At 65.6% G+C, this 23082-nt stretch carries 18 protein-coding genes; 15 read left to right on the top strand and 3 right to left on the bottom strand.

What is annotated here, in order from left to right; genetic code table 11:
• Window positions 1–159 precede the first annotated feature (159 nt).
• Window positions 160–555, top strand: coding sequence for a hypothetical protein (locus D3I60_RS04640; RefSeq protein WP_262774965.1), 396 nt, complete (start codon window positions 160–162; stop codon window positions 553–555).
• A 206-nt stretch (window positions 556–761) separates the two neighbouring features.
• Here D3I60_RS04640 and D3I60_RS04635 read toward each other — a convergent pair whose 3' ends face one another.
• Window positions 762–1727, bottom strand: coding sequence for a hypothetical protein (locus tag D3I60_RS04635; RefSeq protein WP_262774964.1), 966 nt, complete (start codon window positions 1725–1727; stop codon window positions 762–764).
• Between the two features lie 234 nt (window positions 1728–1961).
• On the opposite strand from D3I60_RS04635, the gene D3I60_RS04630 reads away from it, so the two are divergent.
• Complete coding sequence (locus D3I60_RS04630; protein ID WP_262774963.1) at window positions 1962–3785, top strand: BCCT family transporter; 1824 nt, start codon at window positions 1962–1964, stop codon at window positions 3783–3785.
• 203 nt (window positions 3786–3988) lie between these two features.
• Here the strand turns inward: D3I60_RS04630 and D3I60_RS04625 are convergent, their stop codons facing one another.
• Together D3I60_RS04625 and D3I60_RS04620 are read right to left on the bottom strand one after the other, a co-directional pair.
• Window positions 3989–5551 (bottom strand): GMC family oxidoreductase, encoded by a 1563-nt coding sequence (locus D3I60_RS04625; protein WP_262774961.1) that lies wholly within the window; start codon window positions 5549–5551, stop codon window positions 3989–3991.
• Between the two features lie 48 nt (window positions 5552–5599).
• A complete protein-coding gene (locus tag D3I60_RS04620; RefSeq protein WP_262774959.1) occupies window positions 5600–7078 on the bottom strand; it encodes an aldehyde dehydrogenase family protein in 1479 nt (492 codons plus the stop codon).
• 639 nt (window positions 7079–7717) lie between these two features.
• Between D3I60_RS04620 and D3I60_RS04615 the strand changes: the two genes are divergently transcribed.
• The 13 genes from D3I60_RS04615 to D3I60_RS04555 are packed head-to-tail and all read left to right on the top strand — an operon-like array spanning window position 7718 to window position 23031.
• Window positions 7718–9535, top strand: a complete 1818-nt coding sequence (locus tag D3I60_RS04615; protein WP_262774958.1) for a hypothetical protein — start codon at window positions 7718–7720, stop codon at window positions 9533–9535.
• On the top strand, window positions 9532–10509 hold the full coding sequence (locus D3I60_RS04610; protein WP_262774957.1) for an HAD-IIA family hydrolase: 978 nt from the start codon (window positions 9532–9534) through the stop codon (window positions 10507–10509). Before D3I60_RS04615 ends, D3I60_RS04610 begins: the two co-directional genes overlap by 4 nt.
• A complete protein-coding gene (locus tag D3I60_RS04605) occupies window positions 10506–10724 on the top strand; it encodes a hypothetical protein (protein ID WP_262774956.1) in 219 nt (72 codons plus the stop codon). The genes D3I60_RS04610 and D3I60_RS04605 overlap by 4 nt, the downstream gene beginning before the upstream one ends.
• Window positions 10721–11527, top strand: coding sequence for a TlyA family RNA methyltransferase (locus D3I60_RS04600; RefSeq protein ID WP_262774955.1), 807 nt, complete (start codon window positions 10721–10723; stop codon window positions 11525–11527). Before D3I60_RS04605 ends, D3I60_RS04600 begins: the two co-directional genes overlap by 4 nt.
• The gene (locus D3I60_RS04595) at window positions 11524–12465 is read left to right on the top strand and encodes an NAD kinase (RefSeq protein ID WP_262774954.1); all 942 of its coding nucleotides are present in this window, start codon (window positions 11524–11526) and stop codon (window positions 12463–12465) included. The genes D3I60_RS04600 and D3I60_RS04595 overlap by 4 nt, the downstream gene beginning before the upstream one ends.
• Entirely contained in the window at window positions 12466–14169 is a 1704-nt protein-coding gene (recN, locus tag D3I60_RS04590; RefSeq protein WP_262774953.1) for a DNA repair protein RecN, read from the top strand. It begins immediately after the preceding gene.
• Between the two features lie 15 nt (window positions 14170–14184).
• Window positions 14185–15423 (top strand): putative cytokinetic ring protein SteA, encoded by a 1239-nt coding sequence (gene steA / locus D3I60_RS04585; protein WP_262774952.1) that lies wholly within the window; start codon window positions 14185–14187, stop codon window positions 15421–15423.
• A complete protein-coding gene (locus D3I60_RS04580; RefSeq protein ID WP_262774950.1) occupies window positions 15416–16408 on the top strand; it encodes a copper transporter in 993 nt (330 codons plus the stop codon). The genes steA and D3I60_RS04580 overlap by 8 nt, the downstream gene beginning before the upstream one ends.
• Window positions 16405–17274, top strand: coding sequence for a hypothetical protein (locus D3I60_RS04575; RefSeq protein ID WP_262774949.1), 870 nt, complete (start codon window positions 16405–16407; stop codon window positions 17272–17274). Before D3I60_RS04580 ends, D3I60_RS04575 begins: the two co-directional genes overlap by 4 nt.
• On the top strand, window positions 17271–19028 hold the full coding sequence (gene murJ, locus D3I60_RS04570) for a murein biosynthesis integral membrane protein MurJ (protein ID WP_262774948.1): 1758 nt from the start codon (window positions 17271–17273) through the stop codon (window positions 19026–19028). Before D3I60_RS04575 ends, murJ begins: the two co-directional genes overlap by 4 nt.
• Window positions 19025–20173, top strand: a complete 1149-nt coding sequence (locus D3I60_RS04565) for a glycosyltransferase family 4 protein (RefSeq protein WP_262774947.1) — start codon at window positions 19025–19027, stop codon at window positions 20171–20173. The genes murJ and D3I60_RS04565 overlap by 4 nt, the downstream gene beginning before the upstream one ends.
• A gap of 33 nt (window positions 20174–20206) precedes the next feature.
• The gene (locus D3I60_RS04560) at window positions 20207–21343 is read left to right on the top strand and encodes a glycosyltransferase (protein WP_139908282.1); all 1137 of its coding nucleotides are present in this window, start codon (window positions 20207–20209) and stop codon (window positions 21341–21343) included.
• A gap of 8 nt (window positions 21344–21351) precedes the next feature.
• On the top strand, window positions 21352–23031 hold the full coding sequence (locus D3I60_RS04555) for a CTP synthase (RefSeq protein ID WP_440588558.1): 1680 nt from the start codon (window positions 21352–21354) through the stop codon (window positions 23029–23031).
• Window positions 23032–23082 lie beyond the last annotated feature (51 nt).

Here is a 23082-nt window from a genome sequence, read left to right as displayed (position 1 = left end):
TTTTGGGGTGATGGCCTCGTCCAGTTTTGGGCGGGGCCATTACTGTATTCACGTGTGGGTGTGATGCCCGTGTTTGTTGCTACCTGATGGGGGCTCTGCTACCTGGCGCGGGGTTGCTGCGCCCCCGGTCAGGTAGTAGTTAGGGGAGGAGGAGAAGGTATGGAGACGACGACAATCGACGCTCTCAGTGCCGAACTCGCGCGCGACGGCGAGGTCACGATCGGCTTCAATCGGACGAAGCAGTTTCTGCGCAATCCTGCCGGTCTGTTCGGATGGCGCCGGTCGAGTCCACCTGCTCCACAACTGATCGTCAGCGACTTCGGTCTGTGGGCCGCTATCGACGGCTTCCCCGAGGGAGGCGTGCCTTGGGCCCGCATCCTGGAAGTGCACATCACCAAGGTGAACGTCAGCTCCTATATCGACGTGAGCATCAGAACTCCCGATACCCCTGACCGCCGACGGACGCTGCGTCTGCCGCATATGCTCACTGTCCATCCGGAAGATCTGGCCAAATGGATCGTCATGGAACTGATGGAACGCGGCAATCCGATCTGACGTTCATCCCGGCGGTCTCATGATGGCCCTCAGCCCGGTGGCCGACTGCCTCGATCCCGCCGGTGGGTAGGCGACGCGTTCTCCCTCCGAAGCTCAAATGCTTGTCGACAGGTGTGTTGCATGTCACGATGAAACTGTCCGCTGCGCCGGATGAAAGTCAATAGCGACATCCGAATAGACAGCAAGGGAGAGACCGCATGAACGCATCAACCATCATCTGGATCGTCGTCGCAATCGTCGTGGTCCTGATCATCGCCGGGATCATCATCGCAGTCAGCCGTAAGGCGGCAGCGAAGAAGCGCGAACACCAGCGGCAAGAAGCCGCTCAGATTCGGCAGGAAGCTGCTGACTCCGAACATGATGTTCGTGCACGAGAGGCTGAAGTCGAGAAGCAGAGGGCAGATGCAAAGCGCGCAAAGGCTGAGGCCGACGCTCGAGCTGCCGAGGCTGATCGTCAGGCGGCTGAGGCAGAGCAGCTGGATTCTGGGGCCGCGAAGCGCGAAGAAGCTGTGAGGACAGAACGGCTCGAGCACGACCGTAAGCTGCAGCGTGCCGACGAACTGGACCCCGATACACCTCAGAACGCCGGAGAGGCTCGTCGTGCAGACAGCGCCGGTGCTGCTGGGGCAGCCGCGGCTGGAGCTCATGGTGCGTCGCCGGGCGACCGGACTGAGCACCGTCCCGACGAAAACGTACCGCAAGACGGGCATCGGCATGGTGAGCAGGAGCAGAATGGCGCACGTCCTGAACAGCCAGTCCGGCAGACCGATCCGGATGGCGATCAGTACACAGAACAGTCCGGACATCGTCCTGATGAGCCGGTCCGGCGCAACGATGTCGGCCAGGAACAGCCTGTTCAGCACGACGCATCTCGTCCAGATCAGACTGGTCACCGGAATGACGCCTATCTCGAACAGCCTGGTCGGCAGGATGCTCCTCGTCCGGACAAGCCTGTCCCTCAGGAAACGGCGCGTCGCGATCCGTACGCGGAGCAGGACATCCGCGCGGGCCAACAACCGCCAGAAAACGGAGTCCGGCCCAGCGCTGAGGAGCCGCTGGCCGAGGAGCACGATCCTCGAGTCGACCGACGCGGCACTCAAGACCCACACGCTCAGGGCGACCGGAGGGGCGATCCTCTCGATGACGGAGGAGACCCCGACGCTCCGAAGCACTGACACACCTCCGGCCTGAGTCAGACGAGACGGTGCCCGAACCACTCACGGTTCGGGCACCGTCTCGTTGTTCTCGGACCTGGGCATCGCAAACGATCCGGATTCGGATGGGAAGGCCCGCCTCGGCGAGTGATTTCACCCGAGGACATCGACACGGATTCGTGACAACGAATTTTGTTGAAAACAAGTGATGTTTCTGTAGTGTGTACGTCACGATCCTACGGAAGGTACGCCATGCTCGATAAGCTGCACGACGCACTTCGACTCCGCACAAACCCGGCCATCTTCTTCTCCTCTGCGGCCGTGATCATCATCTTCGTCCTCGGGACGATCTTCTTCACCGATCAGCTCGACGCCGGCGTTTCGGTCGCCTCAGACTGGCTGCTGACGAATCTCGGATGGTTCTACATCCTCGGCGTCACAGTCTTCGTCGCGTTCCTCATCTACATCGCCGCCTCACGGTACGGGCGTGCGAAACTCGGCCCCGACGACGAACCCCCGGAACACTCCAACGGCGCCTGGTTCGCCATGCTCTTCGCCGCCGGCATCGGCTCGATTCTCATGTTCTGGGGCGTTGCCGAACCCGTCAGCCACTTCGGCGACCCACCCCGCGGATCCCTCGGAATCGAACCGGGCACGCCCGCCGCGGCGGTCGATGCCATGAACTTCACCTACTACCACTTCACCTTGCACACCTGGGCGATCTTCACCCTGCCCGCGCTGTGCTTCGCCTATTTCATCCACAAGCGGAACCTGCCGCCGCGGGTAAGCTCGATCTTCCAGCCCATCCTCGGCGAGAAGATCCATGGACCGATCGGTAAGACGATCGACGTCGTCGCCATCATCGGCACCGTCTTCGGCATCGCCGTCTCAATCGGTCTGGGCACGTTGCAGATCAACGGCGGCCTCGCCCAGGTCATCGGCATCCCCGAGAACGCCCTGTGGCAGCTGATCATCATCGGCGTCGTCTGCGGCCTGGCCACGATCTCTGTCTCGCTCGGCCTCGACAAAGGCATCAAGGTCCTGTCGAACCTCAACATCGTCATGGCGGTGCTGCTGCTCATCTTCATCGTCGTCTTCGGTCCGACCCTGTTCATGGCCAAGGGTGTCTTCGAATCCCTCGGCACCTACGTCCAGCAGCTGCCCGAACTCGCGCTGTGGAACGACACATTCGCCGACACCGGCTGGCAGAACACCTGGACGGTCTTCTACTGGGCGTGGACGATCACGTGGTCGCCGTTCGTCGGCATCTTCATCGCCCGCATCTCCCGCGGACGCACCATCCGCCAGTTCGTCATCGGCGTGCTCGCCATCCCCTCGGCTTTCTCGATCCTGTGGTTCGGCATCTTCGGATATGCCTCATTCGACATCGAACTCAATCAGGGTGGGGGACTGGTCGACCGAGTCGTTGACCAAGGCGACATCCCCGGAGCACTGTTTGCGTTCCTCGACCACTACCCGCTGGCCGGGCCGATATCGGTGATCGCGATCGTCCTCGTGATCATCTTCTTCGTCACCTCGGTGGACTCCGCAGCACTCGTCGTCGACACGATGAACAACGGCCACGAGGACTTCAACCCGCTGCCGCAGCGAATCTTCTGGGCACTTGCCGTCGCCGTCGTCACCGCGGCACTTCTGGTGTTCTCCGGTACCGGCGGTCTCGAGGCTCTGCAGTCGACGATCATCCTCGTCGGTCTGCCGTTCTTCATCATCGCCTACTTCCAGATCTACGCCCTCATGCGCGCCCTGCGTGAGGACGCGGGCATTCTGCCACGTGTGCGCATGCGTCGCTGGAAGAAAGTCCTGCCCCCAGAAGAGGTCGAACGTCGACAAGGCGGTGACGAACAGTTCGGACACGAATACGACGACGATGAGGACGTCGTCACCGAACCTCAAGCGGTGGAACCGGCACCGAAGTTCCGTGACCCCTACATTGAGATCTCTCGTGGGAAGAAGGGCCGGCGCGATGGGACACTGGCCAGCCGCACCGGCAGCCGTTCGGGCAGCTCGAGCCAAGGTAAGGGCGGCGACCCAGGACAGGACGACGACGCCGGCTGAGGCGGATCACCTGGCGCAGAGCGATAGCCTGGTCATCGCGACCCGGAGCGACAGTTTGGTCGGCGCGACCCGGCATGACGAAGGGGGCGCTGCACATGCAGCGCCCCCTTCGTCGTCTCGTTTCTGGGCCGAAGTTCCTACTCAGGCCATCGAATCAGCGCAGGGCCGCCTCGGTGATCTGAGCACACGGCGATCAGGTCAGATCACTGACCGTTCTTGATCATCTCCGCGCACTTCTCACCCATCATCATCACGGTGATGTTGGGATTGACCGTGGTGATCTCCGGCATCGCCGAGGCATCGACGACCCGCAGACGATTGACGCCCTTGACCCGCAGCTGCGGATCGAGCGGCGACATCTCGTCATCGTGAGCTCCCATGCGCACCGTGCCGACCGGGTGGTAGACGGTGTTGTGGGTGCGGGTGATGTAGTCGGCGATCTGCTCGTCGGTCTGGACGTCCTTGCCTGGGAACAGCTCCTCGCCGGCCCATTCGGACATGGCGTCTTGGGAGACGATCTCGCGGGCCTTCTTGATGCCGGCGACCATGACGCGCATGTCATGGCCTTCCGGATCGGTGAAGTAGCGGGGATCGACCTTCGGCTTGTCACGGAAGTCCTTCGAGCGCAGGCGCACGGTGCCGCGCGATTTCGCATGAGTGACATTCGGGGTGAGGCAGAAGGAGTTCTCCGAGGTCTTGTAGCCCTGGCGCAGGGTGTGCATATCGAAGGGCACCGAGCCGTAGTGCATCATCAGGTCCGGACGGTCGAGGCCCTCCTCGGTGGGGGAGAAGATGCCGATCTCCCACCACTGGGTGGAATCTTCGACCATCGGCTTCTTGGCCTCCCAGGAGATGACGCCCTCCGGGTGATCGCCCAGGTGCTCACCGACTCCCGGCGAATCGACGCGAGCTTCGATGCCGACCTCGGCGAGGTGGGCCTTCGGGCCGATGCCCGAGAGCATGAGCAGCTGCGGGGTGTTGATCGCGCCGGAAGAGACGATGACTTCCTTCTTCGCCTCGATCCGGTTGGTCTTGCCGAAGGCGTTGTTGACCACGAGCACAGCCGTGCAGTTGTCGTCCTCGTCGAACTCGAGCTCCTTGGCCTGGGTATCGGTGAGGATCGTGAGGTTCTCACGGTCGAGGATCGGGTGGAGGTAGGACACCGAGGAGGACGACCGGGTGCCGTCGTCCTTGCGGTTGACCTGGAAGAAGTTCGCACCGTTGATGACGGTCTCACCCTCATTGAACTGCACGCGAGGGATGCCGGCCTGCTCGCAGGCATCGAGGAGCGCGACTCCACAGGGATCGACCGGGGGCACGTTCATCAGACGGACGGGGCCGTCATGGCCGTGGTGGTCGCCGGGCAGCTCGTTGTTCTCGAGCTTCTTGTACAGGCCGAAGGTGTCCTTCGAACCCCATCCGGCTGCGCCGTGCTTCTCTTCCCATTCGTCGAGATCCTCGCGCGGAGCCCAGAAGGCGATGCACGAGTTATGGGAGGAGCAGCCGCCGAGCACCTTGGCGCGAGCGTGGCGCATGTACGAGTTGCCGTTCTCCTGCTCTTCGATCGGGTAGTCCCAGTCGTAGCCGGATTCGAGGAGCTCCATCCACCGATTGAGCTCAAGGACGACGTCCTTATCCGTGTCGGTGGGTCCGGCTTCGAGGAGTCCGACGGTGACTTCGGGGTCCTCGCTCAGCCGGGCCGCGACCGCTGCGCCGGCGGAGCCGCCGCCGACGACGACGTAATCAAAGCTATGAGTAGTCTTCACTGTTCATCTCTCCTTGTACTGCGGTATTCGTCTACAGGCTGCGGCGGATCACTTGGTGTGATCGGGGAACCAGCCGGTGACGGCCGGCTCGAGGTTCTGGTAGATGTGCTTGGCTTCCTGGTATTCGGCCAGACCAGTGGGGCCGAGCTCGCGACCGAAGCCGGACTGCTTGTAACCGCCCCACTCGGCCTGCGGCAGGTAGGGGTGGAAGTCGTTGATCCAGATGGTGCCGTGGCGCAGACGCTGAGCGACCAGCTGGGTCTTGCCCGCGTCCTGGCTCCACACGGCTCCGGCCAGACCGTAGTAGGTGTCATTGGCGATCTCGACTGCCTCATCGACGGTGGAGAAGGTCTCGACGGTGACGACGGGACCGAAGGCCTCATCGGAGACGACGGACATTCCGCGCTTGACCTGGTCGAGCACGGTCGGCAGGTAGTAGAACCCGTTCTCCAGGTCGCCTTCACCGAACTTGCCGCCGCAGCGCAGACGCGCACCTTCGGAGATGCCCTTCTCGACGTAGGCATGCACCTTGTCGCGGTGTGCTGCGGAGATGAGGGGACCGGTCTCGGCGTTCTCATCGAAGGGACCGCCGAGGCGGATCTGCTCGGCACGCTCGACGAGGCGGTTGACGAATTCCTCGGCGATGGATTCTTCGACGATGAGTCGGGCGCCGGCCGAGCACACCTGACCGGAGTGGACGAAGGCGCCGTTGAGTGCATTGTCCAGAGCCGCATCGAAGTCGGCATCGGCGAAGATGACGTTCGGGTTCTTGCCGCCGAGCTCCAGGGCGATCTTCTTGATCGAGTCGGCGGCGTTGCGGAACAGCAGTCGACCGGTGACGAGGCCACCGGTGAACGAGACCATGTCGATGTCCTCATGCGTCGACAGCGGGGCACCGGCATCGGCACCCGCACCGAGGATGAGATTGCCGACTCCAGCCGGCAGACCGAGCTCTTCGAGCACCTGCATGGTGAGGATCGCGGTGTGCGGGGTGAGTTCTGCAGGCTTGAGGATGAAGGTGTTTCCGGCGGCGATGGCCGGGGCGATCTTCCACGCGGCCTGCAGCAGCGGGTAGTTCCACGGGGTGATGAGCGCGCAGACGCCGACGGGCTCGTGCACGATCTTCGATGCAACGGTGTCGGTTCCGGCGTCGACGACGCGACCGGCATCGTTTGCGGCGAGCTTGCCGAAGTAGTCGAAGCAGTTCGCGATGTCGTCCATGTCGATCTGCGATTCGACGAAGCGCTTGCCGGTGTCGAGGGACTCGGCACGCGCGAATTCGTCCTTGCGCTCACGCAGAACGGCGGCGAACTTCAGCAGCAGATCGCCGCGTTCGCCGGCGGGAACCGACGACCAGACGCCGGAGTCGAAGGCGCGGCGAGCGGCCTTGATCGCCAGCTCGGTGTCTTCGGGGCTGGCTTCGTCCACCTCGGCGACGAAGCTGCCGTCGGCCGGGTTATGGATCTTTCGGGTTCCACCGTTGACGGCTGAAACCCACTGTCCGTCGATGAAGAGTGTGTTTGGCACGATTTCTCCTATTTCTAGCGGGTGAACGGTTGTGCGATCTAAAGGGCCGAACGCGCAGCCGCGGCAGTGGCGCCTGTGGTGTCGGGGAGTTTCCGGACGGCCGCGGATCTGCCGTTCGGCCTGCGAAGCGAACTGCTTCGGCGACATTCATTCACATGCTTCCGGCAATCACAATAGGCGAAGTCAGGGGCCGAATACGCAATCCGATGATGCTGGTCACACTGGCAAGTGATCTTGGTCATCACGAGGCGGGGGACGGCGGCTGCAATAGGGGACAGGCAGGCACTAGCCGCACTGGGGGACAGGCCGGCGACGGGGCCGGAAATTCTGATCGTGGAATCGCGGAGACATCCGTCATCCGCACAATGAGTTTCCACGTCAGGTGTCATTCGTCCCCTGGTGTCGAGGCGGCGCGGACATCCGCTGCCGCCGAACCTCTTCGATTGCCGTCGGCCGTTGCACTGGATTCGCTTTGATTCTAACAGAGCGCTGGGGCGGTGACCTGGGCATCGGCTCACAGAACGACGGGCATAGCGACGGGGAGAATCGGGGTGTTGACGTGTCCCCGCACACACGGCGGCGAAGCGGTGGGTGGACTAGAATAGAGCGGAACACCGAAAAGACTTCATAGGGAGAATCGTGGCCCAAGGGGATTCGCGAGACAGCCAGGACAACCGCCGCGCAGATGGCGGTCACCGCTCAGATCGCGACAACAATCGCAACCGTCGACCGGACAACCGGGACGGCCGCGGGCCACGCCAGTCCGACCGCCGAGGCGGCTACCGGGGCAATCGTCGCAACGACGATGATCGCCGGGGCGGATTCAACCGAGATCGCCGTGACAGTGATGACCGCCGAGGAGGCTACCAAGGTAGTCGTCGCAACGATGACGACCGTCGGGGCGGCTACCAGGGCAACCGTCGCAATGACGATGATCGCCGAGGGTACGGTCAGAACCGCAGGAACGACGATGATCGTCGTGGTGGGTTCAACCGTGACCGTCGTGACGACGATCGTCGGGGCGGATTCAATCGAGACCGCCGCGATGACGACCGTCGCGGTGGGTACCAAGGCAGCCGTCGCAACGACGACGATCGCCGAGGCGGCTATGGACAGAACCGTCGCAACGATGACGACCGTCGGGGCGGCTTCAACCGCGATCGTCGCGACGGTGACGATCGCCGTGGCGGATACCGCGGAAGCCGACGGGACGACAACCGCGGAGGACGCGGCGGCTACGGTCGCAACGACAACGACCGCCGTGCTTCCCGCAAGACCGACACCGGCGACTACGCACGCGAACAGCGTGCCCGCCGTCCACGCATTCAGGAACCCGAGATTCCCGAAGGCGTCACCGGTCGTGAACTCGACAAAGAGATCTCGTCACAGCTGCGTTCCCTCGACAAAGAGAACGCCGAAATGGTCGCCAAGCATCTCGTCGCCGCAGGCGGGCTGCTCGACCTCGATCCGGAACGCGCCCACGAACACGCCAAGGCCGCCATGGCCCGCGCCGGTCGTGTCGCCGTCGTCCGCGAAGCACTCGGCATCGCCGCGTACTACGTGGAGAACTACGACGAAGCCGTCCGCGAACTGCGCACCCACCGCCGCATCTCCGGTTCGAATGACAACATCGCGCTGATCGCCGACGCCGAACGCGGCCGCGGCAAGCCCGAGAAGGCCATCGAGCTGCTGAAGAACGCAGAAGAGCTCGACCTCGACAACGACACCCGCACCGAACTCGTCATCGTCGCTGCCGGAGCCAAGTCCGACCTCGACGACATCGCCGGTGCGCGCCGACTCATCGAAGCCGAGGACTTCACCCAGAAGCCCGGCGGTGGACTGGTCCGTCTCATGGCCGCCTACGCCGAGGTGCTGCGCATCGACGGCGAAACCGAACTCGCCGACAAATACGAAGAGCTCTCACGCCGGACCGCCAAGGCGACCGGCACACTGTTCGGCGACGAAGAGCCCGACCTCAACGCCGGCGTCGAAATCGAAACTGTCGAAGAAGTCGAAGACGAGCCCGAAGCTGCCGAAGCCGAGACTCCCGAAGACACCGACGTAGAGGCAGCCGACGTAGAGTCGGCCGCCGGTGAGGCAGCCGATGACGGGACAACCGACTCTGAGCCTGCCGACGCTGAATCCGCTGAGACGGCCGAAGCCGAAGAAGGCTCGGCGAGTGAGCCCGAAGCTGAGAAGCCGCAGGCTGAATCCGACTCTGTCGACGTTTCCGCGGAGGGAGCAGAAGCTGGGGACGACACCGCCGGCCCAGCCGCAGCGCCGAAGTCGAAGACGCATGTCTCGGCGAAGGAACTGAAATCGGTCAAGGTCACCGACGACGAGATCGAAGCCGAACTCGACGAGATCCTCGCCGATGCAGAAACCGACGCGGAAGCCGATGCCGACGCAGGCTCCGAGCCCGACGCAACAGCAGCCGAGCCCGACGGAGAGCAGTGACACTGACCGCCGAACAGCACAACTCAGCAGATGGGCGCCTGCCCGAATCATCGGGCACGCCCATCGACTGTGTCCTGTTCGACCTCGACGGGGTCGTCTACCATGGCACCCACGCAGTCGATGGCGCCGTCGACGGCATCAACTGGCTCCGCTCCCAGTCGATCCCGGTCAACTACGTCACGAACAACGCCACCCGCACGGCCGCAGCCACCGCCGAGAAGATCACCGGAATGGGCGTCGACGCCTCCGCGGACGAAGTGACCACCTCGGCGCAGGTGCTCGCCGAACGCTTAGCCGAACGTTTCGGGCCCGGTGCCCGCGTTCATCTCCTCGGCACGACCGGCCTGCGCATCGCCCTCGAAGATGCGGGCCTCGAGATCACCGACTCACTCGACGCGGAACCCGTCGCCGTGGCTCAGGGTCTCGACCCGGAGATCGACTACGCCAAGATCGTCCGCACTTGCGAAATCATCCGCTCGGGCGCCGAATGGTGGGCGAGCAACCCCGACTTCTCCCTCCTCACAGAAACCGGGAAAGTCCCCGGCAACGGTGCCTTCGTCGACCTCATCGCCCAACTCACCGACGCCACCCCGGTCATCGTCGGCAAACCCGCACCTCACATGATGGACTTCGCGGCCGGCCGCCTCGGCGCGCATCGGCCACTCATGGTCGGCGACCGACTCAACACCGACATCGAAGGCGGCTGTGCCGCCGGCATCGACACTGCCCTCGTCCTCACCGGAATCCACGACATCCACGACGCCCTGCGCGCCGGCCCGGAGCGCCGGCCGACGTTCATCCTGCCGAATCTGCGCGGACTCGAAGCACTCATCACCGGCACCGACCGCGGCGGGTCCGCCCGAATCGAAGCCGAACTCCGCCGAGCCTGGGCAGCCATCGATGCGGGGAAGACCGACGCCGAGGCGGTCCTGGCCGAAGGACGCCTGCCCCGCCGGATCGGGGAGGACTCATGAGCCAGACCCCGACACCCGGAACGACTCCCGGCACGAACTCGACCCCGACACCCGGCCCTGCTTCTGCCCCGACACCCGCCTCGGTGAGCGGGGACGTTCCGATCGAGACCTGGCGGTCCAGCCTCGCCGAGGCCAAAGAAGCACCAGCGGCCGAGCGGCACGAACTTCTCAACTCCCTGCTGGGCGACCTCGACGCGCAGGTGGGCTCCTTGTGAGCAGACTCGACCGGGCACTCGTCGACCGCGGGCTGCTGAACTCCCGCTCCCGCGCCGCCCGTGAAATCGCCTCCGGCCGCGTCAGCATCAACGGCCGCACCGCGACCAAAGCCTCCCAAGACGTGAGAGACACCGACGACGTCACCGTCACCGAACCCGACCCCTGGGTCGCCCGCAGCGCCCACAAACTCCTCGGCGCACTCGAGGCATTCGACCTCACCGACCGACTTAAGGATCTGAAGGCCCTCGATGCAGGCGCCTCCACTGGAGGCTTCACCCAAGTCCTCCTCCATCACGGTGTCGCACACGTCTGGGCCGTCGACGTCGGCCACGACCAACTCGCGACCATCCTCCGCGACGACCCGCGCGTCCACGTCCGCGAAGGACTCAACCTCCGCGAACTGACCGACTCCGACGTGCCCACCGTCGACCTCGTCGTCGCCGACGTCTCCTTCATCTCCCTGCGCCTGCTCATCGGACCGCTGCTGGCCGCCACCGCCGCAGGCGGAGAGCTCCTCCTCATGGTCAAACCCCAATTCGAACTGGCACGTGCCTCCCTGGACAAACACGGAGTCGTCACCAGCCGGGAGAAACGCCGCCGCGCCATCGACTCCGTCCTCGACTCCGTGAGAGAACACGCCGGACGCGTCACCGACATCGCACCCTCACCGCTGCCGGGCCCCAGCGGGAACCGAGAGTACTTCCTGCGTGTTCGCCCAGGCCGAACACATCACCAGTCCGATAGGCTCGACCAAGCAGACATCCCCGCCCACCTGGACGAAATGATGAGAGGAGAGTCGTGACCAGACACATCATGGTGCTGCTGCACCCCCAACGGGATGAATCGGCCGTGGCCGCCGTCAGCGTGTTCAAGGCCCTCATCGACGACGGAATCACCCCCGTCGTCCTCTCCGACGAGATCGTCGGCATCCGCGCCCGCCAGGCCGAAGCCGTCGACGACGAACCCATCCTCAACCACTGCACCATCATCGACCCCTCCGAACTCGGTGAGTGGAAGAACGCCTGCGAACTTGTCATCGTCCTCGGCGGCGATGGCACGATCCTGCGAGCCGCCGAACGCTTCCACGGCTCCGGCGCCCCGCTCATGGGCATCAACTTGGGCCATGTCGGCTTCCTCGCCGAAAGCGAGAAGGAAGACCTCGCCGAGGCGGTCCACCGCGCCTCCCAACGTGACTATTCCGTCGAGGAGCGGCTCGCCCTCGACGTGTCCGTGTGGCACGAAGGCGAGAACATCTTCAACGCCTGGGCCCTCAACGAGGCGACCATCGAGAAGACCTCGAAATCGCGGATGATCGACGTCGTCCTCGGCGTCGACGCCCGCCCCGTGTCCTCCTTCGGCTGCGACGGCGTCATCCTCGCCACCCCCACCGGCTCGACCGCGTACTCGTTCTCCGCCGGCGGACCCATCGTCTGGCCCGAGGTCGAAGCACTCATCCTCGTCCCGATCTCCGCCCACGCCCTGTTCTCCAAACCGCTTGTCGTCAACCCGACCTCCCGCCTCGGCGTGGAGATCTCCCAGATGAACCCCGAATTCTCCGCAGTGCTGTGGTGCGACGGCCGCCGTGCCCTCGAACTGCCGTCCGGGGCCCGCGTAGAAGCCACCCGCTCGAAATCACCGATCCGGCTCGCCCGCCTCCACACCGGACCCTTCACCGACCGACTCGTCGCGAAGTTCCGCCTGCCCGTCTCCGGCTGGCGAGGACCGATCAAGGAGGCCTGAATGATCTCCGAACTGCGCATCTCCCACCTCGGCGTCATCGCCGAGGCCGCCGTCGAACTCGACACCGGCTTCACCGTCGTCACCGGTGAGACCGGTGCGGGAAAGACCATGTTCGTCTCCGCCCTGTCCCTGCTCATGGGCCGCAAGGTCGGCTCCGGAGTCGTGCGCAAAGGCGCGGAGAAAGCCGAGGTCGAAGGCATCTTCACCGATGTGGCCGAACCCGTGCGCGAACGCATCGAAGAGGCCGGCGGCAGTGCCGACGACGAAGCGATCATCTCCCGCACCGTTGCGCTCAAGGGCCGTGCCCGGGCCACCGCCGGCGGTCGCACCGTGCCGATCTCCGTGCTCACCGACATCTCCTCGGACCTCATCACTCTCCACGGCCAGTCCGAACAGCTGCGTCTCAAAGGCGCCGCCCAACAGCGCCACCTCCTCGACGCCGCCGGTGGCACTGCTCTCGCCGAGGTGGCCGATCGTTACCGTGCCGCCTTCGAGAACTGGCGCGAGACCGAAGCCCGCGTCAGCCGCATCAAAGACTCCACCGCCGCCCGACGCGAACGTATCCTGTGGCTGCGCGGCTGTCTGGAGACCATCGACAAGGTCCGCCCCGAACCCGGCGAAGACGAGACACTGGCCGCGCAATCGGCGAAACTCGGTGCCGCCGCCGAGATCACCCGTGCCGTCGGCGCCGCCCATGATCTTCTGCTCGGTTCCGAGATCGACGATGCCGGCGCCGCCGTCGACCTCGTCCACCAGGCCATCAGCACGATCGCCGATGTCGAAGGCTCCGACAAGGAACTCGTCACCATCCGCGAAGCCCTCGGCGACGCCGTGCTGCGCCTCTCCGACTCCGCCGCGGAACTGTCCTCCTACCTCTCCGGGTTCGACGAACTCGGCGAAACCTCGCTGGAAGAGACCGAAGCACGCCGCGCGGAACTCGGCACCTTGGCCCCCTACGGCCAAGACGTCGCCGAAGTCCTCGACTTCGAAACCCGCTCGGCCGCGGAACTCGCCGAACTCGAAGCCGAGGACCGCGACCTCGACGGACTCGACGCCGAACTCGACTCAGCTCGCGAGACCATGGAGGCGGCCGCCTCGGCGCTCACCGAGATCCGCAAGGCCACCGCGGACGAATTCTCCGCAGCGGTCAGCGAAGAGCTCACCGCCCTGTCGATGCCGAAGGCAGCGGTCGCCTTCGAGATCTCCGAACGCGAACCCACCACCCACGGGGCCGACGAGGTCCGGCTGACCTTCGCCGCCCACGAATCCTCGATCCCTGACGACATCGCGAAGATCGCCAGCGGCGGTGAGCTCTCCCGCGTCATGCTCGCCATCGAAGTCGTGAGAGCCGCCAGCGAATCCATCCCCACCTACGTCTTCGACGAAGTCGACGCCGGAGTCGGCGGCAAAGCTGCCGTGGAGATCGGCCGCCGGCTGGCCAAACTCGCCCGCAATGCTCAAGTCATCGTCGTCACCCACCTGCCGCAGGTCGCCGCCTGGGCCGACACCCATGTGACCATCGTCAAGGACGATGACGCCGAGACCGTGCGCTCCGGCGTGCAGGAACTGACCGACGAAGAACGCGTCGTCGAACTCTCCCGCATGTTGGCAGGCATGGACGACTCCGCCTCGGCGAAGGCCCACGCAGCCGAACTGCTCGACAACGCTCGGCAGGTCAAGGAGGCCGGCGTTGGCAGCAGATGAGAGAATGGGCGGACCATGAAAGTGCGCAGACACCGTGAGAACCTCACCGCACCGACCAGGTTCGGCCCCGCCCCTGCCCGCCTGGACCGACGCACGAAGAATCTGACGAAACGCCTCCAAGCAGGCGACATCGCCATCATCAAGCACTCCGATATCGACCGCATCTCCGCCGAAGCCCTCGTCGCCTGCCGGCCGGCCGCGGTGATCAACGCCGACAAATCGATCTCCGGCCGCTACCCGAACCTCGGCCCGAGCATCATCGTCGACGCCGGCATCCCTCTCATCGACGCCGCCGGAGCCGACATCTTCGACGCGGTCGACGAAAACGTCGAGATCTCCATCGAGGGCGCCACCGTCTACGCGGGCGAAACCGAAGTGGCCACAGGAGTCCTGCAGACGGCCGAGACGATCTCCGAGGACATGCACGCCGCCGAAGCCGGAATGAACTCCGTGCTCGTGGACTTCATCGACAATACGATCGAATACATCCGCAAGGATTCCGACCTGCTCTCGGCCGAACTCGTCGTGCCCGAGGTGAAGACGAAGTTCACCGACCGGCACGTGCTCATCGTCGTCCGCGGATACCACTACAAGGAGGACCTGGCGATGCTGGCCTCCTACATCCGCGAATACCGGCCGCTGCTCATCGGTGTCGACGGCGGAGCCGATGCCATCATCGAAGCCGGCTACCGACCGGACATGATCGTCGGGGACATGGACTCCGTGTCCGACACCGCCTTGACCTCGGGTGCCGAGATCGTCGTCCACGCCTACCGCGACGGCACCGCCCCCGGCACCGAACGGGTCGAAGCCCTCGGAGTCGAATGCGTGGCCTTCGCGGCCTCGGGCACGAGCGAGGACATCGCCATGCTGCTCGCCGATGACAAGGGTGCCGAGCTCATCGTCGCCGTGGGCACCCACGACACCGTCATGGAATTCCTCGACAAGGGCCGCAAGGGCATGGCCTCGACCTTCATCACCCGACTGCGTGTGGGCTCGAAGCTCATCGACGCCAAGGGCGTGTCCCTGCTCTACCGGCAGCGCATCTCCAGCCTGCAGCTGGCCGTGCTCATCATCGCCGGACTCGTCGCCCTCGGTGTGGCGATGACCGCGACTTCGGCCGGACAGACCTTCCTCGGCCTCATCGGCGCCCAACTCGACGGCCTCTTCGGGTGGATCGGCTCCCTCTTCGGCGGCGACCCCGCAGCTCCCACCGACTCCGCCGGCCTCATCCAAGGACTGACCAGTGATTGATTTCCGCTACCATCTCGTCTCCCTCGTCTCGGTGTTCCTCGCCCTCGCCGTCGGCATCGTCCTCGGCGCGGGACCGCTGAAGGAACCGATTGGGGAGTCCCTGCAGAGCCAGGTCGATGCGCTGCGCTCGGACCGCGACAACCTGCGCTCCGACCTCGACGCCGCAAAGGGCAATATCGACAAGCAGAACGAATTCGTCACCGCCGCGGCCCCGGAACTCATCGACGGCACCCTCGACGGGCAGGAAGTGAGCATCATCGCCGCCCCCGAGGCGGACTCCGAACAGGTCGAAGAGGTCAGCAACCGGGTCAAGGAAGCCGACGGCACCATCGCCGGCGACGTCTCGTTCGTGCCGAACACGCTCAGCCTCGAGGATTCCACTCAGTTCCTCAAGAGGCTGCGCACCGTCGTGCCGCACCTGCCGAAGGACGACTCGACCGCGATCCGCGCCGCACTCGTCATCGCCCTGACCGGGGACGCCTCGATGCTCGAAGACGAAGACGATCAGGCCGATGCGGAGAAGCAGGCGGCGAAGCTCTACGACGTCTTCGTCGAAGCCGACCGTCTGCGCACCGACACGGACCACAAGACCACCTCGCTGTTCATCGTCATCGACGATGAGAACTCGACACTCGCCGAGGACACTGAACCCAGCCCGAAGGCCACCGACGACAAGGGCACCCGCACCCTCGTCACCGACTTCATCACCGCGCTCACCGCCGAAGCCGATTCGGTGGTCGTCGCCGGCGACGCCGGATCGGCACAGAACGGACTCGTCAACGTGCTGCGGACGGAGAAGTCCCGCGCCAGCACCGTCGACGGCCTCGGCCTCGGCGCCGGTCCCGTCATCACCGTGCGGGCACTGGCCTCCGGAGAGGCCGGAAAACACGGACACTTCGGATTCGCCGAGGACGCCGAAGGCATCCTGCCGGGCAAGATCGAAGAGAAGCCGTCCGACGACACCCCGAAGGGAGACGAGAAATGATCCGCTCCATCGTCAGCACCGCCGTCGCCGGACTCGCCGGCTTCGCCGCGACGAAAGCCGTGCTCAGATCGCGGCTGCGCACCCACGATTCCGTGGTGCGCACCAACCACGCCGGACACGACGTCTCACTCGCCGAAGGCCCTGCCGTCGCGGCGGGACTGCTGGCCGGCAGCCTGCTCATCGAAGATCCTCGGCAGCGGTCGGCGACCCTGCTGGCCACGGCCGCGGCGGGCAGCCTCGGCGCAGTCGACGACTTCTGCGAATCCGGATCCTCCAAAGGACTGCGCGGTCATCTGTCGGCCCTGGTCCGCGGGGAGATCACGACCGGGGCCATCAAGGTCACCGGCATTCCGCTCGCCTCGATCGCGGCCGCCGCGATCCTGCGCAGCCGCACGCGGGCCTCCGGGCTCTTCGGCTCCACGCACACGACAAGCGACCGGCCCTGGTACGCGGCCACCGCGGATGTCATCGTCACCGGGGGAGTGATCGCGGGCTCTGCGAACCTGTTCAACCTCCTCGACCTGCGGCCGGGCCGGGCGCTCAAGGCCGGAGCACTGACCCTGGCCTTCACCGACCACCATCGCCGCGTGTCCTGGGCACCAGCCGGAGCGATCGCGGGAGCTACGGCCGCAGCCTGGCCCGACGACCTCGCCGGTGATGCGATGCTCGGCGATACCGGAGCCAATGCCCTGGGAGCGGCGATCGGCGTGATCCTCGCCGAAACCGCCACACCGGCACAGCGACGCCTCATCCTCGCTGTGCTCGCCGGGCTCACACTGGCCAGCGAGAAGGTCTCCTTCACCTCCGTCATCGAATCGACTCCGGGACTGCGGGAGATCGACTCGTTCGGCCGCGAGGATAAGTGAACAAGCTCGTTCGAGTCCTCGCCTCCACGGCGCTGCTCGTATCGATCATCACCATGCTGACCCGACTGGTCGGCTTCTTACGCTGGCTGGTGTTCTCGGCAAACGTGGGTGCCGGCACCGTCGGCACCGCCTACCAGAGTGCCAACCAGGTCCCGAACATCCTCTTCGAGGTCGTCGCCGGAGGCGCCCTGGCCGGGGCGGTCATCCCGCTGCTTGCAGTGCCGCTGGCCAGATCGGACCGGGAGACCGCCGGACACATCGCCTCCGGCCTGCTGACCTGGGCGGTCAGCGTCACCTTGCCCCTGTCGATCCTGCTGGCCGTGTTCGCCCCGCAGATCGCGAGGATCCTCGTCGACACGAAGACGAGCGCCGCAGGAGTGCAGGCGACCGTGGAGCTGCTGCTCATGTTCTCCCCGCAGCTCGTCCTCTACGGAATCGGGGCCGTGCTCACCGGAGTGCTGCAGGCCCACCGGAAGTTCCTGTGGCCGGCGTTCGCCCCGCTGCTCTCCAGCCTCATCGTCATCGGCAGCTATATCGCCTACAGTTCCGTCGGCGGCAGCGACGATACCTGGCAGACCCACCTCGGCTGGCTCGGCTGGGGCACCACCGTCGGCGTCGCGGCCCTGGCGCTGCCGCTCGCCCTGCCGATGGCCACGACCGGGCTGAAGCTGCGTCCCACCTTCTCCTTCCCACCCGGAGTCGCCCACCGTGCTCTGCGCCTGGCCGGAGCCGGAATGTCAGCCCTGCTCGCCCAGCAGGCCGCCGTGCTCGCGACCCTGAGCCTGGCCAACCATGTCGGTGGGGACGGCACGCTCGTGCTCTTCAGCTACATCAACGCCGTCTACCTGCTGCCCTACGCGGTGCTCGCCGTGACCGTGGCGACGGTGGTCTTCCCGACCTTGTCGACCTGGGTGGGACGATCCACCGACCCCGAGGCGACCGAGCACAGACGTGCGGAAGCCGGGGCGCGGATGCGGTCGGTGACCTCGACGACGACAGCGCTCATCATCGCCATCGGCGGACTCGGCGCCGTCATCCTGGCCTCGGCCGCAGGCCCCCTGCAGACCTTCTTCATCGCCATCGACGCCGAAAGCGAATCCGCTGCCCCCTTCGACTCCATGGCCACGGCGATCATGGTCATGGCTTTGGCCGTGCCCGGGTGGTCCTTCGTGGCGTGGGGCACCCGCGTCTTCTATGCGGTGGAACGCTCCCGCTATTCGGCGGCAGCCACGACGACGGGGTGGATCCTCGTCATCGTCGGCATGGTCGGAGCCATCCTCGTCACCGGCTCGAACGGCAATCCCGGACTGACCCTCATCTGCATCTGCAGCGGATATGTGCTGGGCATGACCGTCGCCGGAGTGTTCCTGCTCGTGAACATGCGCCGCGTCCTCGGCCCCACCGGACTCGCCCTCGTAGGACGTCGGTCGCTGCTCGCACTCGGGGCCGCCATCGTCGCAGGCACCGCCGGAGTCGTCACCTCGCAGTGGTTCGCGGGACTCCTCGACAACTCCGCAAGCTCCGCAGTCATCGCCGGAATAGTCGCAGCCCTCCTCGGCTGCATCGTCTTCGGACTCATCGTGCTCGTCGTCGACCGCGGGTTCCTCGGCGAAATCCGCGGCCTGCTCGCCGACCGGAACCGGGCCGGCGTCAACGACGAAACGACCGTGCACGCCGCTGAAGCGCAGAACAGAGACCACGGACCCAGCGACACCGACAGAACCAGCGACACCGACAGGGAGGAAGACTCATGAGAATCGTCTTCACCATCGGCACCTCGACCGGGGGAGTCGGCACCCACGTGCACGCACTCGCCCGTGACCTCGCCGCCGCCGGACATGAGATCGGCGTCATCGGACCGGCCGCCACCGACGAACACTTCGGCTTCTCGCTGCTGCCCGGAGTCCGGTTCGGCGTCCTCGAACTCGGCACCGGAATCGGCGCCTCCGACGCCGCCCTCATCCGTCGGCAGCGCACACTGCTGCGCAGCTTCTCCCCGCAGATCGTCCACGCCCACGGTTTCCGGGCCGGGCTCATCACTCTGCTGACCCTGCGCACGCTGAAGACCCCGCCGAAGTTCGTCCTCAGCCTCCACAACCAGGCCAGCGGGCAGGGACTGCGTGGACGGGTCGAAACCCGAGTCGAGACGATGCTCGCCCGCGGGGCCGACCTCGTCCTCGGCGCGAGCACCGACCTCGTCGACCGCGCCCGCGAACTCGGAGCGCAGACCGCCCGGTTCCTCCCGGCCGCCGCCCCCGAGGTGACCCCCGTATCCGTCGAGGCGGCCGCCGCCACCCGCGCGAGATTGGCAGAGGAGTTCGACTTCGATCCCGGAGCCCTGATCGTCCTTGCCGTCGGTCGCGTCGCCAAACAGAAGAACTACCCGATGCTCGTGCGCGCACTCGGCCGCATCGGCGAGGAGAACCACCAGGGCGAGATCGTCGCCCTCATCGCCGGTGCCGCCGATGAGGAGGTGCTCGCCGACGTCCGCGCTCAGTACGACGACGCCGCAGCCGCCTCGGCGATTCCGGCCCTGCATTTCCTCGGACCCCGTGATGACATCGCCGAACTCGCGGCCGCTGCGGACATCTACGCGCTCACCAGCGTGTGGGAGGCCCGGGCGCTCGTGCTCCAGGAGGCGCTCATCTCCGGCAAGGCGATCGTGGCCACCGCCACCGGCGGCAGCGCCGAACTCGTCGGCGACGCGGGGATACTGATCGACCATGACGACGATGCCGCCTTCGCCGCAGCCGTGGCTGAACTCGCCGTCGATCCTGCCCGCCGCGCAGAGCTCGGAACCAGGGCACGGGCACGCGGAGGGGAGCTTCCCGATGAGAGGGAAGTTGCCGAAGAACTCGCAGGTCTTTACACGGAACTCGTGCCTGCCCAGGTAGGCTAGAAGCAGCGTCGAACGAAAGAAGAGGATGAGGAAATGAGCGAATCCGGCGAGGTCAACCCACTGAGCGCAGACACGAGGATTCTGCACGTGCTCGCCGATACCACCGGTCCCGTCGTCGAAGTGGCGAAGCTCGCCGTGCTCGGTCACCTCCGGGCCGGTTTCAAGGTCGCCGTCGCCGCGCACCGGTCACTGCTGGGTACCTTCGGAGTCCCTGAGGAACTGGCCGGCGAATTCCGCGAGATCGAACTCACCGCCCGTCGCCGACTCACGACCGCTGACCCCGGCTCCGCCTTCACTCTTCACAAGTACTACCAGCACGTGGACATCGTCCACGCGCACGGACTGCATGCGGCGACGCTCGCCGGACTGGCCTTCACCGGTCTGCCCGCCCGCCTGCACCCGAAGGTCGTCGCCACCATCGAATCCTTCGACTCCGCCAACGTCATCGAGAAGACCGGAGCCGAGATCGTCGGCCGCACGGCCACCGCAGTGCTCGGCACGACCGAACCCGTCGTCGACTACTACGGCGGCCGCGTCCCGGTCGTCGAACGCGCCGAACTCGTCCACCCGGACATCGACGCCGACCTCACGGTCCGCACCCCGCGCGCCGAGGTCCGTCGCGAACTCGGCCTCGCGCAAGGAACCTGGATGGTCGCAAGCCCCATCGCGCTGCGTGACCACACTGCCCTGGCGACGGTCCTCGACGCCGCCGACCAGATCAACCAGCGCCGCCGCGACCGCAAGGTCGTCTTCGTCCTCACCGGCACCGGCAAGGACCGCTCGACGATCTCCCGCGAATTCTCCGACCGCGGAGTCCTCGTGGCACCGGCCGGAGACCTCGTCGATGTCGCGGCCGCCGCCGATGTCGTCATCGCCAGCGAGACGATGACGGGACTGTCCCACGAAGACCTCATGCAGCTGTCGAAGCCCGCGGTCTTCATCGGCAGCGAACGCCGCGCCGGCATCTGGGGTGAAGCCGCGAAGGCCGTTCCCGCCGACGACACGGAGGCGCTGCTGCGTGAGATCAATCATCTTCTCGACGACCCGGCCGGACGCGGAACCTCCGCTGTGGCAGCCAAGAAGCGGGTCATCGACGTGAGCAACGGTGCGGCGATCTCCGAGACGCTGCTCGATCTGTACGCCGAGGTCGACGCCGTCTCGGATTCGTGAGCCGGACTTTGATAGAATCAAATCCCGTGGTGAATCGAACTGGCCCAGGCGGCACACATACGGCAAAGCACATCTTCGTCACGGGAGGCGTCGCCTCCTCGTTGGGCAAGGGTCTGACGGCATCGAGCCTCGGCCATCTGCTCACGCAGCGCGGCCTCACCGTGGCCATGCAGAAGCTGGATCCCTACCTCAACGTGGATCCCGGCACGATGAACCCCTTCCAGCATGGTGAAGTCTTCGTCACCGAGGATGGTGCCGAGACCGACCTCGACATCGGCCATTACGAGCGCTTCCTCGACAACGATCTCGACGGCGCAGCGAATGTGACCACCGGACAGATCTACTCCTCGGTCATCGCGAAGGAGCGCCGCGGTGCGTACCTCGGTGACACAGTCCAGGTCATCCCGCACATCACCGATGAGATCAAGGCGCGGATGCGTGCCCAGGCCGAACGCCCCGAGGCGGACCGTCCGGACGTCATCATCACCGAGATCGGCGGCACCGTCGGCGATATCGAATCCCAGCCCTTCCTCGAGGCTGCCCGCCAGGTCCGTCATGACATCGGCCGGGACAACGTGTTCTTCATCCACGTCTCCCTCGTGCCCTACCTCGGGCCCTCCGGAGAGCTGAAGACGAAGCCGACCCAGCACTCGGTGGCCACCCTGCGCTCCATCGGCATCCAGCCGGATGCGATCGTACTCCGCTCCGACCGCGAGCTGCCGGATTCGATCCGCGCGAAGATCGCCGGCGCCTGCGACGTCGAGACCGAAGCTGTAGTGTCCTGCGTCGACGCCCCGAGCATCTACGACATTCCGAAGGTCCTCCACGACGGCGGCCTCGACGTGTTCGTCATCCGCAACCTCAACCTGCCCTTCCGCGACGTCGACTGGACGAAGTGGGACTGGGTACTCGAACGCGTGCACAACCCGTCCCGGGAAGTCACCATCGGCATCGTCGGCAAGTACATCGACCTGCCCGACGCCTACCTCTCCGTCACCGAGGCGCTGCGCCACGGCGGCTTCGCCAACGACGCGAAGGTCAAGATCAAGTGGATCCAGTCCGATGACTGCTCCACCGAAGCCGGAGCCGAGTCGGCACTGTCCGGCCTCGACGCGATCTGCGTGCCCGGCGGCTTCGGCATCCGCGGCATCGAGGGCAAGCTCGGCGCACTCGAGTACACCCGCACCAACGGCGTTCCGACCCTCGGCCTGTGCCTGGGTCTGCAGTGCATGGTCATCGAGTACGCGCGCAATGTCGCCGGCATCGAGGCGGCCTCGTCGTCCGAATTCGACCCCGAGACCACGGCTCCGGTCATCGCGACCATGGCCGAGCAGCTCTCGATCGTCGAAGGCGAAGGCGACCTGGGCGGCACCATGCGTCTGGGCACCTACGAAGCCAAGCTCACCGAAGGCAGCGTCGTGGCCGGCGTGTACGGGGACACGACGATCAGTGAGCGTCACCGTCACCGCTACGAGGTCAACAACACCTACAGGGACCAGCTCGCCGAGGCGGGGCTCGAGTTCTCCGGAACCTCACCGAACGGTGAGCTCGTCGAATTCGTCGAACTGCCGCACGAGAAACACCCGTTCTACGTCTCCACTCAGGCGCACCCCGAGCTGAAGTCGCGTCCGACCTCTCCGCATCCGCTGTTCGCGGGTCTGGTCGCCGCCGCCCTCGAGCGTCAGTGACCGTTGTCCATCGTCACAGCGAATGCCGTCGGCCAGAGCGCCGGCGGCATT

It is taken from the genome of Brevibacterium permense, from assembly GCF_025506275.1.
Taxonomy (GTDB): Bacteria; Actinomycetota; Actinomycetes; order Actinomycetales; family Brevibacteriaceae; genus Brevibacterium; species Brevibacterium permense_A.
The sequence above is the reverse complement of the archived record's forward strand: the minus strand, read 5'-3'. Positions and strand labels throughout refer to the sequence as shown.